Source organism: Streptomyces sp. NPDC127106, from assembly GCF_042677605.1.
GTDB lineage: Bacteria > Actinomycetota > Actinomycetes > Streptomycetales > Streptomycetaceae > Streptomyces.
On record NZ_JBHXTC010000008.1, the window covers coordinates 148,418 to 163,169 of the forward strand.

General features: G+C 69.6%; 15 protein-coding genes. 7 read left to right on the top strand and 8 right to left on the bottom strand.

Features of this window, described 5'->3' with window-relative positions:
* Window positions 1-85 precede the first annotated feature (85 nt).
* Window positions 86-772, bottom strand: coding sequence for a DUF5324 family protein (locus ACFVGY_RS11170; RefSeq protein WP_385674535.1), 687 nt, complete (start codon window positions 770-772; stop codon window positions 86-88).
* A gap of 175 nt (window positions 773-947) precedes the next feature.
* Here ACFVGY_RS11170 and ACFVGY_RS11175 point away from each other — a divergent pair, with 175 nt between their 5' ends.
* Complete coding sequence (locus tag ACFVGY_RS11175) at window positions 948-1,475, top strand: peptidylprolyl isomerase (RefSeq protein WP_385674538.1); 528 nt, start codon at window positions 948-950, stop codon at window positions 1,473-1,475.
* A gap of 118 nt (window positions 1,476-1,593) precedes the next feature.
* Complete coding sequence (locus ACFVGY_RS11180; protein WP_385674355.1) at window positions 1,594-2,469, top strand: rhomboid family intramembrane serine protease; 876 nt, start codon at window positions 1,594-1,596, stop codon at window positions 2,467-2,469.
* A 147-nt stretch (window positions 2,470-2,616) separates the two neighbouring features.
* Here the strand turns inward: ACFVGY_RS11180 and crgA are convergent, their stop codons facing one another.
* Entirely contained in the window at window positions 2,617-2,868 is a 252-nt protein-coding gene (gene crgA / locus ACFVGY_RS11185; RefSeq protein ID WP_179171839.1) for a cell division protein CrgA, read from the bottom strand.
* Between the two features lie 91 nt (window positions 2,869-2,959).
* Here crgA and ACFVGY_RS11190 point away from each other — a divergent pair, with 91 nt between their 5' ends.
* Genes ACFVGY_RS11190 through ACFVGY_RS11210 form a run of 5 tightly spaced genes read left to right on the top strand, consistent with a single transcriptional unit; the run spans window position 2,960 to window position 6,207 of the window.
* The gene (locus tag ACFVGY_RS11190) at window positions 2,960-3,748 is read left to right on the top strand and encodes a DUF881 domain-containing protein (RefSeq protein WP_385674357.1); all 789 of its coding nucleotides are present in this window, start codon (window positions 2,960-2,962) and stop codon (window positions 3,746-3,748) included.
* A gap of 47 nt (window positions 3,749-3,795) precedes the next feature.
* On the top strand, window positions 3,796-3,996 hold the full coding sequence (locus ACFVGY_RS11195; RefSeq protein WP_385674550.1) for a hypothetical protein: 201 nt from the start codon (window positions 3,796-3,798) through the stop codon (window positions 3,994-3,996).
* On the top strand, window positions 3,993-4,631 hold the full coding sequence (locus tag ACFVGY_RS11200; RefSeq protein WP_385674359.1) for an aminodeoxychorismate/anthranilate synthase component II: 639 nt from the start codon (window positions 3,993-3,995) through the stop codon (window positions 4,629-4,631). The genes ACFVGY_RS11195 and ACFVGY_RS11200 overlap by 4 nt, the downstream gene beginning before the upstream one ends.
* Window positions 4,628-5,440: a class E sortase gene (locus ACFVGY_RS11205; RefSeq protein WP_385674362.1), complete on the top strand. Its 813-nt coding sequence runs from the start codon at window positions 4,628-4,630 to the stop codon at window positions 5,438-5,440. Before ACFVGY_RS11200 ends, ACFVGY_RS11205 begins: the two co-directional genes overlap by 4 nt.
* Window positions 5,374-6,207: a class E sortase gene (locus ACFVGY_RS11210; protein ID WP_385674365.1), complete on the top strand. Its 834-nt coding sequence runs from the start codon at window positions 5,374-5,376 to the stop codon at window positions 6,205-6,207. The genes ACFVGY_RS11205 and ACFVGY_RS11210 overlap by 67 nt, the downstream gene beginning before the upstream one ends.
* A gap of 20 nt (window positions 6,208-6,227) precedes the next feature.
* Here ACFVGY_RS11210 and ACFVGY_RS11215 read toward each other — a convergent pair whose 3' ends face one another.
* The 6 genes from ACFVGY_RS11215 to ACFVGY_RS11240 form a co-directional block, all read right to left on the bottom strand.
* Window positions 6,228-7,280 carry a restriction endonuclease gene (locus tag ACFVGY_RS11215; protein WP_385674368.1) on the bottom strand — a complete coding sequence of 351 codons (1,053 nt, stop codon included), beginning with the start codon at window positions 7,278-7,280 and terminating at the stop codon, window positions 6,228-6,230.
* Between the two features lie 195 nt (window positions 7,281-7,475).
* Window positions 7,476-9,497 carry a Stk1 family PASTA domain-containing Ser/Thr kinase gene (gene pknB, locus ACFVGY_RS11220; protein WP_385674371.1) on the bottom strand — a complete coding sequence of 674 codons (2,022 nt, stop codon included), beginning with the start codon at window positions 9,495-9,497 and terminating at the stop codon, window positions 7,476-7,478.
* 222 nt (window positions 9,498-9,719) lie between these two features.
* A complete protein-coding gene (locus ACFVGY_RS11225; RefSeq protein WP_385674374.1) occupies window positions 9,720-11,186 on the bottom strand; it encodes a peptidoglycan D,D-transpeptidase FtsI family protein in 1,467 nt (488 codons plus the stop codon).
* Window positions 11,183-12,607, bottom strand: coding sequence for an FtsW/RodA/SpoVE family cell cycle protein (locus tag ACFVGY_RS11230; RefSeq protein WP_385674377.1), 1,425 nt, complete (start codon window positions 12,605-12,607; stop codon window positions 11,183-11,185). The genes ACFVGY_RS11225 and ACFVGY_RS11230 overlap by 4 nt, the downstream gene beginning before the upstream one ends.
* Window positions 12,608-12,638: 31 nt before the next feature.
* On the bottom strand, window positions 12,639-14,108 hold the full coding sequence (locus ACFVGY_RS11235; protein WP_385674380.1) for a PP2C family protein-serine/threonine phosphatase: 1,470 nt from the start codon (window positions 14,106-14,108) through the stop codon (window positions 12,639-12,641).
* A 144-nt stretch (window positions 14,109-14,252) separates the two neighbouring features.
* Window positions 14,253-14,750, bottom strand: a complete 498-nt coding sequence (locus tag ACFVGY_RS11240) for an FHA domain-containing protein (protein ID WP_385674383.1) — start codon at window positions 14,748-14,750, stop codon at window positions 14,253-14,255.
* Between the last annotated feature and the right edge of the window lie 2 nt (window positions 14,751-14,752).

Below are 14,752 nucleotides of genomic sequence, written 5' to 3' on the forward strand. Positions count from 1 at the left end.
CGGCGGGGTCCGCCGCCCGCGGGGCGGGTGGCGGGGGGGGGGCGGGTGGCCGCCCCGGCCCCCCCCCCCCCACGTCATGTTCCGGCTACTCCTCGTCCGCCTCGCGCTCCTTCGCGGCCAGTTCGTCGTCGAACGTCGCCTGGGCCTCGTCGCGCGACGACAGCTCGGTCGCCGCGGGCGGCTCGACCAGCCAGTCGGGGTTGGACTGCTGGTCCCACCACCGCCAGGCCAGGTACGCGGCGCCGGCCAGCACACCGGCCACGACCACGCCCTTGAGCACCCGGTTCCGGCGCTGCAGCCGCTCGTGGTGTTTGACGAGCTTCTTCACCTCCTGGGCCGACACCTGGCCGCGCAGCGCCGCCAGGGCCGCCGCGCTGACCGCCGCGGTGCGCAGTACGGCCTCCTCGGCGACCGGCCGGCCCGCCGCGATGGCGTTCTCCAGCTTCGGCTGCGTGTAGTCGGCGGCCTGCCGGGCCACGCGCCGGGTCTGGTGCACCGCCTGCGTCGCCGCCCGGTCGACGTTCGGCGGCACGTGGGTGCGCGCTGCGACCATGCGGGGATGCAGGTGGGTGTCGTACGCCGTACGCGCCTGGCGCGAGGCCTGCTGCGCGGCTTGCGAGACCTTCGGCGTCAGCCGCTCGTTCGCCTCGTGCGCGTAGTGCACCGCCGCGTCCTTGGCGGATTCTGCGTACGGCGCCACCAGCTCCGCTGCGTGCCTCATCGTGTCCCGGGCGCTGTCGGCGACCAGGCGCACGCTGTCGTTGCGGGTCACGGGATCCTCCTCCTCGGTGGCGGACACAGTTCACCTTTCCACCCTTTGTCGGATCATGCCTGGCTTGAGGCCGAGCGGCATGCGTGACAGGGCATCCGGGTGGGGGATTTCTGTGCCGTACCGCCCTCCGTGGGAGGATCGGGCACCGACAGTGCTGACTATGGAAGGCAGATCCGTGGCCGAGAAGCTCTACGCCACCCTGAAGACCAACCGCGGCGACATCGAGATCGAGCTGCTGGAGAACTTCGCCCCGAAGACCGTCCGGAACTTCGTGGAGCTGGCCACGGGCGCCCGTGAGTGGACCCGCCCCACCGACGGTCAGAAGACCACGGACCCGCTGTACGACGGCACCGTCTTCCACCGTGTGATCAGCGGCTTCATGATCCAGGGCGGCGACCCGCTCGGCAACGGCACCGGCGGCCCCGGCTACCAGTTCGCCGACGAGTTCCACCCCGACCTGGCCTTCACCAAGCCCTACCTGCTCGCGATGGCCAACGCCGGCCCGGGCACCAACGGCTGCCAGTTCTTCATCACCGTCGCCCCCACCGCCTGGCTCACCCGCAAGCACACGATCTTCGGTGAGGTGACCGACAAGGCCAGCCGGTCGGTCGTGGACACGATCGCCGGCCTGCCGACCAACCCGCGCACCGAGCGCCCCCTGGACGACGTGATCATCAAGTCCGTCTCCGTCGAGAAGCGCTGACCGGGAGCGTCGGCCGGGCGGGCCGAGCCGGCCCGGGAACCTTCTGTCCCGCCCGTCCGTCCTGATGGCATACCGGACCGGCGGCGTACCGCCGTCGCGCTGCTGACCGAGGGGACCGATGGACACCGACCGTCTACCGGGCTGCTACCGCCACCCGGACCGCGACACGGGGATCCGCTGTACCCGCTGCGAGCGCCCCATCTGCCCCGAGTGCATGATCAGCGCCTCGGTCGGCTTCCAGTGCCCCGAATGCGTCCGGGAGGGTTCCGGAACCGGCCACCGCCCGGCTGCGAACGCACCGCGCACCCTTGCGGGCGGCGCCGTGACCGACGATCCCCAGCTGGTCACCAAGGTCCTCATCGGGATCAACGTCGCGGTCTTCCTGGCCGGCCTGCTCTTCCCCCCGCTCGTGGTGCAGACGGAGCTGCTCGGCCGGTACGTGGAGTACATCGGCGGCCCCGTCGAGGGCGTGTCCACCGGCCAGTACCACCGGCTGCTGACCTCGGTGTTCCTGCACGCGGAGTGGTGGCACATCGCGGGGAACATGCTGGCCCTGTGGGTGATCGGCGGCCCGCTGGAAGCGGCGCTGGGCCGGGCCCGTTACCTCGCCGTCTACGTGCTGTCCGGCCTGGGCGCGAGCGCCTTCGTGTACCTGCTGACCGAGCCGAACACCCCGACCCTCGGCGCCTCCGGGGCCGTCTTCGGGCTGCTCGGGGCGACCGTCGTGCTGGCGCGGCGGCTCCGCTACGAGATGCGGCCGGTCATCATGATGGTCGCGCTCATGCTGGTGCTGACCTTCGTGCCCTTCGGCGGCGGGCTGTCGGTGTCCTGGCAGGCCCATGTGGGCGGGCTGCTGACCGGTCTGTTGCTCGGGCTGGCCATGCTTGCGCCGGGGGCCGGGGGAAAACGGGCCTTCGTCCAATGGGGGACGTGTGCCCTGGTATTCCTGCTGGCAGCGGGCCTGGTCCTGGCCCGTACGGCCGAACTCACCTGATCACACCGGCGTCAACGCTCCACAGAGTTATCCACAGATGGTCTGTCTTTTCCTCAGCTGTGGATGACACTGTGGATAACTCCTGGGGAGAGCTTGCGGGGCGGCTGCATCCTGTGCTTGCCGCCCCGCCCCAGCCCAGCGGGCCGCCTACTTCCACTGAGTGGAGACGCCGAATCCCGCCGCAATGAATCCGAATCCGACTACAATGTTCCAATTTCCGATGGACTCGATCGGAAGCTGGGTCTCGCTCACATAAAACACGACAATCCAGGCCAGGCCGATCAGGAAGAGTGCCAGCATGACCGGAGCGACCCAGCTGCGGTTGGTCAGCTTGATCTGCTGCGCCTTCGTCGGCGGCGGCGTGTAGTCGTCCTTCTTGCGGATACGTGACTTCGGCACGAGGGGCTTCTCCTGTCGATGCGCTGGGGACCTGCCTGCCCCGGGCGTCCGTTAGCGTAGTGGACCTGTGGCGTTGAAGGAGAAGGGTACGTTGCGCAATTCCGACGACTCCTCCGCGGGTCCCCGACGGCGGTTCCGGCCGGTCCGGTTGCTCACCGCCGCCGTCTTCGCCCTCGCGGGCCTGATCTTCATCACCAGCTTCAACACGTCCAAGGGTACGAACATCCGGACGGACGCCTCGCTGCTCAAGCTCTCGGACCTCATCCAGGAGCGCAGCCAGAACAACGCGCAGCTGGAACAGACCACCGCGGCCCTCCGCGGCCGGGTCGACGCCCTCGCCGACCGCGACGACGGCAGCACCAAGGCCGAGGACGCCAAGCTGGCCGCCCTGCGGACCGCCTCCGGCACCGAGGCCCTCGCCGGCAAGGGCCTGACCGTCACCCTCAACGACGCCCCGCCCGGCGCCACCGCCCGCATCCCCAACGTGCCCGAGCCGCAGCCCAACGACCTCGTGATCCACCAGCAGGACCTCCAGGCCGTCGTGAACGCCCTGTGGCAGGGCGGCGCCCAGGGCATCCAGGTCATGGACCAGCGGCTGATCTCCACCAGCGCCGTGCGCTGTGTGGGCAACACCCTGATCCTCCAGGGCCGCGTCTACTCGCCGCCGTACAAGGTGACGGCGGTCGGCGACCCGGGTGCCCTGCGCAAGGCCCTCGCGGCCTCCCCGGCGCTGCAGAACTACCAGATGTACGTGACGGCGTACGGGCTCGGCTGGAAGGTGGACGAGCACAAGGAGCTGACACTGCCCGGCTACTCCGGCACAGTGGACCTCCACTACGCCAAGCCGGTCGAAAGCTCGTCCGCCACGAGCACCCCCTGAGGCCGGGCCGCTGGCTTTAGTCTGTGTGCGTACCGCCCCCGCGGTGCGTGAGCGAAAGGGACGCGGACGGCATGTACGGCTGGATCTGGCGGCATCTGCCGGGCAACGCGTGGGTACGCGCGGTGATCTCTCTCGTACTGGTCCTCGCGGTGGTCTTCGTACTGTTCCAGTACGTCTTTCCGTGGGCCGAGCCACTCCTTCCGTTCAACGACGTGACAGTGGACGAGGGATCGGGAGCCACTCCGTGAGCGCGCGCATTCTGGTTGTCGACAACTACGACAGCTTTGTCTTCAACCTGGTCCAGTACCTGTACCAGCTCGGCGCGGAGTGCGAGGTGCTGCGCAACGACGAGGTCGAGCTCTCCCACGCGCAGGACGGCTTCGACGGCGTGCTGCTCTCGCCCGGGCCCGGCACCCCGGAGGAGGCCGGCGTCTGCGTCGACATGGTCCGCCACTGCGCCGGCACCGGCGTCCCCGTCTTCGGCGTCTGCCTCGGCATGCAGTCGATGGCGGTCGCCTACGGCGGCGTCGTGGGCCGCGCCCCGGAGCTGCTGCACGGCAAGACCTCTCCGGTGGTCCACGACGGGCTCGGGGTCTTCGAGGGGCTGCCGTCGCCGTTCACCGCGACCCGCTACCACTCCCTCGCGGCCGAGCCGCAGACCCTCCCGGACGTCCTGGAGGTCACCGCGCGCACCGAGGACGGGATCATCATGGGGCTGCGGCACCGCGAGCACGACGTGGAGGGCGTGCAGTTCCACCCCGAGTCGGTGCTGACCGAGCACGGCCACCGGATGCTCGCGAACTGGCTCGTGCGCTGCGGCGACGAGAAGGCCGTCGAGCGCTCGGCGGGGCTGGCCCCGGTGGTGGGCAAGGCCGTCGCGTGACCTCGCTCGCGCCGTCCGCGCCCAGTGAGGGCCGGGCCGCGCGGCGCAGGGCCGCCCAGCAGGCCGCGAAACGCGCGCGGCGGCGCGGCAGCGGGCGGCGGCGCAAGCGGCCGGCCTCCGGCGGGCCGCTCGTCGTAGCGAGCCGGCTCCTCGGGGAGCTGTTCATCACGCTGGGCGTGGTGATGCTCCTGTTCGTGGCCTACCAGCTCTGGTACACGAACGTGCTCGCGCAGCGCACGGCCGACGGGGCCGCGGGCTCGCTGCGCCAGACCTGGGAGCAGCAGCCGGGGGGTGCCGCCGCCCCGCCGCCGGCGGCCTTCGAGCCGGGCCAGGGCTTCGCGATCCTGCACATCCCGAAGCTGGACGTGAAGGTGCCCGTCGCGGAGGGCGTGAGCAAGCCCAAGGTGCTCGACCGCGGAATGGTCGGGCATTACGCGGACGGCGCCCTGAAGACCGCGATGCCCGCGGACAAGCAGGGCAACTTCGCGGTGGCGGGCCACCGCAACACCCACGGCGAACCGTTCCGCTTCATCAACCGGCTGGTGCCGGGCGACCCGATCGTGGTCGAGACCCAGGACGCGTACTACACGTACGAGATGGCCTCGATCCTGCCGCAGACGCCGCCGACCAACGTGGCCGTCCTGAAACCCGTACCCGAGGGCTCGGGTTTCACCGCACCGGGCCGGTACATCACGCTGACGACCTGCACCCCGGAATTCACCAGCACCTACCGCATGATCGTATGGGGCAGGATGGTGGACGAACGCCCGCGCGGCCAGGGCGCTCCGCCCGCACTGGCCGCCCGCTAGGCGGCCCGCAAGGTCGGCTGCAGCCGACGCCCCCGCTCGAAGGACGAACCGCCGTGTCCCGTACCGCGCCTCCCCGCAGCAGCAGTCTGCTCGCCGGGTTCCTGAGCCTGTTGGGCGAGTTCCTGATCACGGCGGGCCTGGTGCTCGGCCTCTTCGTGGCGTACTCGCTGTGGTGGACGAACGTGCTCGCGGACCGGCAGGCCTCGGCGCGCGGCGACGAGATCCGCCGCCAGTGGCAGAGCGCGCCCGCGGCGGGGGCGCAGGCGGGGCCCGGCGCGCTGGACACCCAGGGCGGCATCGGCTTCCTGCACGTGCCCGCGATGAAGAGCGGCGAGGTGCTCGTCAAGCGGGGCACGTCGCCGGAGGTCCTCAACGACGGCGCGGCCGGCTACTACACGGACCCCGTCAAGGCGACCCTGCCGTGGGAGAAGCAGGGCAACTTCTCGCTGGCGGCGCACCGCGACGGGCACGGGGCGAAGTTCCACCACATCGACAAGGTCAAGAAGGGCGACGCCGTCGTCTTCGAGACCCGCGACACCTGGTACGTGTACAAGGTCTTCGCGGAGCTGCGCCAGACCTCCAAGTACAACGTCGACGTGATCTCGGCGGTCCCGAAGGAGTCGGGGAAGACGGCGCCGGGCCGGTTCATCACGCTGACCACCTGCACGCCCGTGTACACCTCGAAGTACCGGTACGTCGTGTGGGGCGAGCTGGTGCGCACGGAGAAGGTCGATGCGAAGCGGACGCCGCCGGCCGAGCTGCGCTGACCGCGGGTAGAGCTACCGGGTCACCGCAGTGCCTGAAGTGGTGCCCCCGTGCTCCACGCTTCCAGAAGGCCCCGGTGGACTGCGGTGACGCCGCCCTGGGCGGCGATGGCCAAGGCTTCGCGGGTGAAGGCGCAGGTGGCCACGTAGAGGGCAACGTCGGCACGGTGCAGGACCTTGGCAGCGCCGAGGAACTTCTGCATGTCACCGCTGGGCACGTGCCGCAGGGGTGCGCCGTTCTTGCACTGGACGGCGATGGTGCGGCCGTCGGCGGTGCGGGCGGTGATGTCGACTCCGCGGTTGCCGCCGTGGCTTCCGTACACCTTGAGGTCGGTGCAGCCGTCCCGGTGGAGCAAGGCGGCGACGTGGAGCTCGAACTCGCGCCAGTCCATGGCGTCGATGGCGGCCATGACTCCGATGGCTGCAGTAGCGCCGGCGGCCGGGGTAGCTCCGGCGAGGGCCCGGGGCATCTGGTCGCGCTGGAGCCGGCTCATGGCAAGGTCGTACTCGACGAGCTTTCGCTGGATGCCTACGACGTCATGCCGGAGCGAGACCAGCTGGCGGTGGTGTTCGCCTGAGGCCGCGATGAGCAGGTTGAGCAGCGGGACGACCTGCCGACGGAGGATGTCGGTGACTTCGCTGCCCGCCCCCGTCCTGTGGATGAAGTTGTCCACAGGCTCCGCGCTGGCCTCGCACTCCGTGTCAAGGAGGTACGTACGCACCTGACGTGCTATTTCACTGTCTCGGAGGAGCATTCCGACGTTGAGGACCGCCCGGCGGGAGAACAAAGCGAGTGCCGCTGTGCGTGACGGTGCGGAACTGAGTGCCTTCAAGGCACTCAGTTCCGCACCTGTCACCACGTGGTAGCCGTTGGCCTCCAGCTCGCCGCGATGGTCCGCGACGAGCGAGCGGACCGCGGCCACGCTCACTTCGTAGTAGGCCGCCACCATCGCCGTCGTCACGTGGAGTCCGTCCGGCAGGAGCGACAGCGTCTTCACCTTGTCCAGGACGTGCATACGGTCCAGGACGCTCGTGCGCAGTGTCCGGGATTCCAGGAGTACCGATTCGTTGACCATCGCCCTGCCCTTTCTGGGCGGAAACCGATGTCCCACCCCGACCGGATCAACGATTTCCGACATATGAAGACACGATCGGTTTTCGTGGAAATGTGCGGAGGCGGGCCATGGAGGCGGTGAGCACGCGAAGGCCCGGCCGCCCTTCCCATCGGGAGGGCGGCCGGGCCTCTTGGGTCATGCGGGCAGGTGCCCGGGTCAGCGGCCTCCCAGGCCGCCGAAGAACCCGTTGCTGCCGCCCGGCTGGTTGCCGTTGCCGCCCACCGTGTGCACGTTCACGACCGTGCCGCCGGGGACGGGGGAGCCCGCGTTCGGCTCGCTCCTCATGACGAACGCGTTGTCGTCCGTCGGGCCCGACAGGACGGCGCCGAAGGTCAGTCCTCGGGCTGCGAGCTCCTGCTTGGCCTGTCCGACCGTCCGTCCGGCGAGGTTCGGGACCTGTGTTTGCTGCGCTCCTTTTGAGATCGACACGTTGACCGTCGTGCCCGGGGCCAGCTGCTCGCCCGTCGGATACTGCTGGTGGACGATCGTCTTCGGCTGGGAGCCGGGGGAGTCGACCTCGGTGGTGCTGCCCAGCTTCAGTTTGGCGTCGGACAGCAGCTTGGCGGCCTGCTCCTTGGTCTTGCCGAGGAGGTCGGGCATCGCGGACTTGGCCGGCTCCTTGGCGACGGTCACCGTGACCGTCGACCCCTTCTGCGCCTGGCCGTTCTTGGGGCTCTGGTCCAGGACGGTGCCCGGCGTGCGGTCGGACTCCTGGGTCTTCTTCTCGACCGCGAAGCCCTTCTCCTTGAGCGCCTTCTCCGCTTCCTCGAAGCTGATGTTGACGACGTTGGGGACGGCGACCTGCGGGGCGCCCGAGGAGATCGTCAGCTTGACCGTGGAGCCCTCGTCGGCCCGGGTGTCGGGCGCGGGCTCCTGCTTGCAGACGTTGCCCTTGGGCTGGTTGTCACAGGGCTCGTCGGCCGTCTTCTCGACCTTGAGGCCCACGTTGTCGGCGTTCTTCTGTGCCTGCTCGAAGGTCTCGCCGATCAGCTTGGGAACGACCGGCCGGTTGTCGGCGCCGCCGTTGAACAGCGAGCGGCCGATGAGGATGGCACCGACCAGGACGAGGATGCCCGCCGTGACGAGCAGGATCGTGGAGGCCTTGCTCTTCTTCTGGTTCTGGCGGCGGCCGTGGCCCTGGTCGTACCCGCCGTGGCCCGGATCCCCGTAGCCGTAGCCGCCGTCGCCCGGGGGCATCGGCGGGAGCATGGAGGTCTGACCGGCGTCGGAGGGGCGCAGGGCGGCGGTGGGCTGGTCGTAGCCCTGGTGCCCGTAGCCGTTGCCCGGTTCGGGGTAGCCGTAGCCGCCCGCGCCCATGGCGGCGGTCGCGGCGACGGGCTGGCCCTCCAGGCAGGCCTCGATGTCGGCGCGCATCTCGTCGGCCGACTGGTAGCGGTAGTCGGGGTCCTTGACCAGCGCCTTCAGGACGATCGCGTCCATCTCGGGCGTGATCTCGGGGTCGAAGTTCGACGGCGGCTGGGGCTCTTCCCGTACGTGCTGGTAGGCGACGGCCACGGGGGAGTCGCCGATGAACGGCGGGCGGACGCAGAGCAGTTCGTAGAGCAGGCAGCCCGCGGAGTAGAGGTCGGAGCGCGCGTCGACCTGCTCGCCCTTGGCCTGCTCCGGGGAGAGGTACTGCGCGGTGCCGATGACGGCCGCGGTCTGCGTCATGGTCATGCCGGAGTCGCCCATGGCGCGGGCGATGCCGAAGTCCATGACCTTGACCTGACCGGTCCGGGTCAGCATGACGTTGGCGGGCTTGATGTCGCGGTGGACGATGCCGGCGCGGTGGGAGTACTCCAGGGCCTGGAGGATGCCGATGGTCATCTCCAGGGTGCGCTCGGGCAGCAGCTTGCGGCCGGAGTGCAGCAGTTCGCGCAGGGTGGATCCGTCGACGTACTCCATCACGATGTACGGGATGGAGATGTTGTCGACGTAGTCCTCGCCGGTGTCGTAGACCGCGACGATCGCCGGGTGGTTGAGCGACGCGGCCGACTGGGCCTCGCGGCGGAACCGGGCCTGGAACGACGGGTCGCGGGCGAGATCGGCGCGCAGGGTCTTGACGGCGACGGTACGGCCGAGCCGGGTGTCGTGGGCGAGGTACACCTCGGCCATGCCACCTCGGCCGAGCACGTGGCTCAGCTCGTACCGGCCGCCGAGGCGACGCGGCTCTTCCATAACGTTCCAGCCCTCTCCGTCAGTCCCGATCGCACCCGTGTGTGGTCCGGCGGTGTGCTGTTCGCGCAAAGGCTACCGGCCGATCGTCGGTGATCGGTTCGTGACCACAGCCTGATACCGGACCGGTACCGTACGCTCGGTTCCGGGCGGGATCAGTGCCCCATGCCACTCCGGACACGGCCTTCACGCCTCGTCCCGTCGTTCCATTGTCCGTGCCGCCCGTCAGCTCTTGCTGCTGAGGACGGCCTGCATGACGGCCTTGGCGACGGGGGCGGCGAGGCCGCCGCCACTGATGTCGTCGCGGCTGGCCTCGCTGTCCTCGATGACGACGGCGACGGCGACCGGGGTGGTTCCGTCGGCGGCCTTGGCGTAGGAGATGAACCAGGCGTACGGGCGCTTGGCGTTCTTCTCGCCGTGCTGGGCGGTACCGGTCTTGCCGCCCACCGTGACGTTCTTGATCTTCGCCTTCTCGCCGGTGCCTTCCTCGACGACCTTGACCATCATCTGCTGGATCTTCTGGGCGTTGGCGGCGGAGAGGGGCCGGCTCATCTCCTGCGGCTCGTGCTTCTCGATGACGTCCAGGTTGGGCGCGGTGAGCTGGTCGACCATGTACGGCTTCATCAGCTTGCCGTCGTTGGCGATCGCGGCGGTGACCATGGCCATCTGGAGCGGGGTGGCCGCGGTGTTGAACTGGCCGATGGCGCTCTGGGCGTTGCCGTCCTTGCCCATGGTCTTGTCGTAGATGCTCGCGAACGCGCGGACCGGGGTGTCGATCTTGTCGTTGTTGAAGCCGAACTTCTGGGCCGTCTCAACCATCTTGTCGCGGCCGACCTTGTCGCCGAGCATCGCGAAGACCGAGTTGCAGGAGACCCTCATCGCCTCGTTCAGGCTGGCCTTCTCGCAGCCCTTGGCGTGGTTGACCATCGGGGTCCTCGTGCCGGGCAGGAAGTACGGCTCGGGGGTGTCGGTCGGCGCGTTGATGTCGGTGACGGCGCCGTGCTCCAGGGCGGCGGCCGCGGTGACCACCTTGAACGTGGAGCCCGGCGGGTAGGTCTCGCGCAGGGCGCGGTTGACGAGCTTCTTGTCCTCGCTGTCCTTGAGCTCGATCCAGGCCTTCTCGTCGTTCTTGGAGTTGCCGGCGAAGGCGGACGGGTCGTACGAGGGCTTGCTGACCAGGGCCAGGATGGCACCGGTGCGCGGGTCGATGGCAGCGACCGCGCCCGTCTTGTCGCCGAGCGAGTCGAACGCGGCCTTCTGCACGTCCGGCCTCAGCGTGGTGACGACGTTGCCGCCGGCCTTCTTCTCGCCGGTGAACATGCCGATGGTGCGGTCGAAGAACAGCCGGTCGTCGTTGCCGGTGAGGATCTTGTCCTCGAGGGATTCGAGCTGAGTGGAGCCGAACGCCTGCGACGCGTAGCCGGTCACCGGGGCCCACATCGGGCCGTCGACGTAGGTCCGCTTGTACTTGTAGTCGCTGCCGTCGGTCTCGACGGAGCCGGTGATGGACTGCCCGCCCTTGACGATGATGTTGCCGCGCTGGGTGGCGTACTGGGCGATCTGGACCCGGCGGTTCTCCTTGCGGGAGCTCAGCTCCTCGGCCTGGACGTACTGGAGCCAGTTGGTCCGGATCAGCAGGGCCAGGACGAGCAGTCCGCAGAAGAGCGAGATGCGGCGCAGGGGCTTGTTCATGACGGGCGGACCACCTGGGTCATCTCGGAGTCGGGGGACGGGGCGGGGGCCGGTGCGGGGCGGCGGGCCGTGTCGCTGATCCGGATGAGGATGCCGACCAGGGCCCAGTTGGCGAGGACGGAGGAACCGCCGGACGCCAGGAAGGGCATGGTCATGCCGGTAAGGGGGATGAGGCCCATGACGCCGCCGGCGACGACGAAGATCTGCAGCGAGAAGGCGCCGGACAGCCCGATGGCGAAGAGCTTGCCGAAGGGGTCGCGGGCGGCGAGCGCGGTGCGCACGCCCCGCTCGATGATCAGGCCGTAGAGCAGCAGGAAAGCCATGACGCCGGCCAGGCCGAGCTCTTCGCCGACGGTGGAGAAGATGAAGTCGGAGTTGGCGGCGAAGCCGATGAGGTCCGAGTTGCCCTGGCCCCAGCCGGTGCCGAGGACGCCGCCGGAGCCGAAGCTCATGATCGACTGGCCGACCTGCTCGCAGGCACCGGACTTGGCGTAGCAGCCGAAGGGGTCGAGCCAGGCATTGACGCGGGCCTGCACGTGGCTGGCGAAGGTGCCCACGACGACGGCGCCGCCGACGCTCATGAGCAGGCCGATCACGATCCAGCTGGTGCGCTCGGTGGCGACGTACAGCATGATCACGAACATGCCGAAGAACAGCAGCGAGGTGCCGAGGTCGTTCTCGAAGATGAGGACGAGCAGGCTCATCGCCCAGATCATCAGGATCGGGCCGAGGTCGCGGCCGCGCGGCAGGTAGAGGCCCATGAAGCGGCGGCTGGCCAGGGCCAGCGCGTCGCGCTTCACCATGAGGTAGCCGGCGAAGAAGATCGCGATGACGATCTTCGCGAACTCACCGGGCTGGATCGAGAAGCCGGCGACGCTGATCCAGATCTTGGCGCCGAAGACGTCCGCGCCCAGACCCGGGATGACCGGCAGGATCAGCAGGACCAGGGCGCCCGCCATCGAGATGTACGTGAACCGCTGCAGGGTGCGGTGGTCCTTCAGGAGCAGCAGCACGGCCGCGAACAGGGCGATGGCCACCGCGGTGTACATCATCTGGCGCGGCGCGGACTCGGAGAACGCGCCGAAGCTGCGCTTGGCGAGGTTCTGCAGCCGCTCGGACTGGTCGAGCCGCCAGATCAGCACGCAGCCCAGCCCGTTCAGCAGGGTCGCGATCGGCAGCAGCAGCGGGTCGGCGTACTTGGCGTAGCGGCGCACGACGAAGTGGGCGATGCCCGCGAGTACGGCGAGGCCGCCGCCGTAGACGAGCATGCCGGGGGGCAGCTCGCCGTGGATCGCGAGCCCCACGTTGGCGTAGGCGAAGATCGAGATGACCACGGCGAACACGAGCAGCATCAGCTCGGTGTTCCGCCTGCTCGGCAGCTCGATGGCGCCGATGGTGGTCGTATTGGTGACAACGCTCATGGTGTGGCAGGCCCCCTGCGCCCGCGTATGACTACTGCTTCCCGCACAGACCCACCAGCTGCTGCTCTGCCGGAGTCAGGCTGCCGGGGCCCGGCGTCTGGCTGTTCTGCTCCGCGGTGCGGCGCTCCTCGTCCTTCTTACACGCGGAAACCTGCACGCCGAGTTCATCGATCTTCTGGCGGGCTCCGTCGAGGCTGGTTTCGCTGATGGTGGCCTCGACCTGCTTCCGCTTGAAGGGTGGCAGGTACTTCAGTTCGATGTCGGAGCGGTCGGTCTCCACCTTGGAGAGTTCCAGCGGGCCGAGCTTCTGGCTGATGCCGCGGAAGAGCGCGACGTGGTCGCCCTTGACGCCGACGTAGTACTGGGTCTGCGTCCAGCGGTGGGCGGCGTAGAGGCCGCCGCCGACGACTCCTGCCACGATCAGCAGGATCAGGGTGCGGGCGGTCCACTTGCGCCCTTTGCTGCGCCGCCTGCGGGGGTTGTCGTAGGTGTCTTCGAAGCGGGCGTCGTCGTCGTACGGCTCGGGGTCGCCGAAGCTGCCGTACGCGCCGCCCTGGCCCTGGCCCTGGCTCTGGTCGGGGTAGCCGTAGCCGGGGACGTCACCGCTGCCGGGCGGCCCGAAGGCGCCGGCGGGCGGCGGGACCTGGCGGCCCAGGCCCGCGGCGCGGCCCGCCGGGGTCTGCATGGCGCCGCCGTCGAAGAGCTGGTGCTGGTTCTCGGCGACCGCGCCGACGACGACCGGGGTGTCGTTCAGCTGGGCGGCGAGGGTGTCCCCGCTGTCGGTGTCGAGGACGTCGGCGACGATGCAGGTGATGTTGTCCGGGCCGCCGCCGCGCAGGGCGAGCTGGATCAGGGACTGCACCGTCTCGTGGGGGCCGTGGTAGTCGGCGAGGGTCTCCTCCAGGGTCTGGTGGGAGACGACGCCCGACAGGCCGTCGGAGCAGATCAGGTAGCGGTCGCCGACGCGGACCTCGCGGATGGACAGGTCCGGCTCGACCGTGTCGCCGCTGCCCAGGGCGCGCATCAGCAGGGAGCGCTGCGGGTGGGTGGTGGCTTCCTCTTCGGTGATGCGGCCCTCGTCGACGAGGCGCTGCACCCACGTGTGGTCCTGGGTGATCTGCGTCAGGACCCCGTCGCGCAGCAGGTAGGCGCGGGAGTCGCCGACGTGCACCAGGCCGAGGCGCTGACCGGTCCACAGCAGGGCGGTCAGGGTGGTGCCCATGCCTTCGAGCTGGGCGTCCTCCTCGACCATGACGCGCAGCTGCTCGTTGGCGCGCTGCACGGCCGTGCCGAGCGAGGTCAGGATGTCGGAGCCCGGGACGTCGTCGTCGAGCTGCACGAGCGAGGAGATCACCTCGGAGCTGGCGACCTCGCCTGCGGCCTGGCCGCCCATGCCGTCGGCGACCGCGAGGAGACGGGGGCCGGCGTAGCCGGAGTCCTCGTTGCCCTCGCGGATCATGCCCTTGTGTGATCCGGCGGCGAATCGCAGGGACAGACTCATGTGCACCTGCCCTGTCGACGCTTCCTCGGGGTACAACCGGTCTCGAGCCACACTGCCCACCCTCCGGTCGGGAGCGCGCTCGGGTCCGCGTCCTGCACGGGACGGACTGCCGCGGCTCGCTCGCTCCGCTCGCTCATTCTCGTACTACTTCCGCAGCTCGATGACGGTCTTGCCGATGCGGATCGGGGCGCCCGGCGGAATGGGCGTCGGGGTGGTCAGCCGGGTCCGGTCGAGATACGTGCCGTTCGTGGACCCGAGATCCTCGACGATCCACTGGCCGTCCCGGTCGGGGTAGATCCTGGCATGGCGGCTGGAGGCGTAGTCGTCGTCCAGCACGATCGTGGAGTCGTGGGCGCGGCCCAAGGTGATCGTCTGGCCTGCGAGGGCCACCGTGGTGCCCGTCAGGGTGCCCTCGGAGACCACGAGCTTCGTTGGCGCCCCGCGGCGCTGGCGCTGCTGTGGGGGCGCGGCGGCCTGGCGGCCCGCCTGCTGCGGTGCCGCGCCGCTGCCCCGGCGCGAGCCGCGCTGGGTGACGCGCGTACCGAAGAGGTCGCTGCGGATGACCTGGACGGCCACGATGACGAACAGCCACAGAACGGCCAGGAAACCCAGCCGCATGACCGTCAGGGTCAGCTCTGACATTG

Excerpts from the sequence above, each read along its gene's own strand:
- ACFVGY_RS11180 (WP_385674355.1), top strand. The coding sequence starts at position 1,594 with ATGGACACCGACCGTCTACCGGGCTGCTACCGCCACCCGGACCGCGAC.
- ACFVGY_RS11210 (WP_385674365.1), top strand. The coding sequence starts at position 5,374 with ATGGGGCAGGATGGTGGACGAACGCCCGCGCGGCCAGGGCGCTCCGCC.
- ACFVGY_RS11215 (WP_385674368.1), bottom strand. The coding sequence starts at position 7,280 with ATGGTCAACGAATCGGTACTCCTGGAATCCCGGACACTGCGCACGAGC.
- pknB (WP_385674371.1), bottom strand. The coding sequence starts at position 9,497 with ATGGAAGAGCCGCGTCGCCTCGGCGGCCGGTACGAGCTGAGCCACGTG.
- ACFVGY_RS11225 (WP_385674374.1), bottom strand. The coding sequence starts at position 11,186 with ATGAACAAGCCCCTGCGCCGCATCTCGCTCTTCTGCGGACTGCTCGTC.
- ACFVGY_RS11230 (WP_385674377.1), bottom strand. The coding sequence starts at position 12,607 with ATGAGCGTTGTCACCAATACGACCACCATCGGCGCCATCGAGCTGCCG.
- ACFVGY_RS11235 (WP_385674380.1), bottom strand. The coding sequence starts at position 14,108 with ATGAGTCTGTCCCTGCGATTCGCCGCCGGATCACACAAGGGCATGATC.
- ACFVGY_RS11240 (WP_385674383.1), bottom strand. The coding sequence starts at position 14,750 with ATGTCAGAGCTGACCCTGACGGTCATGCGGCTGGGTTTCCTGGCCGTT.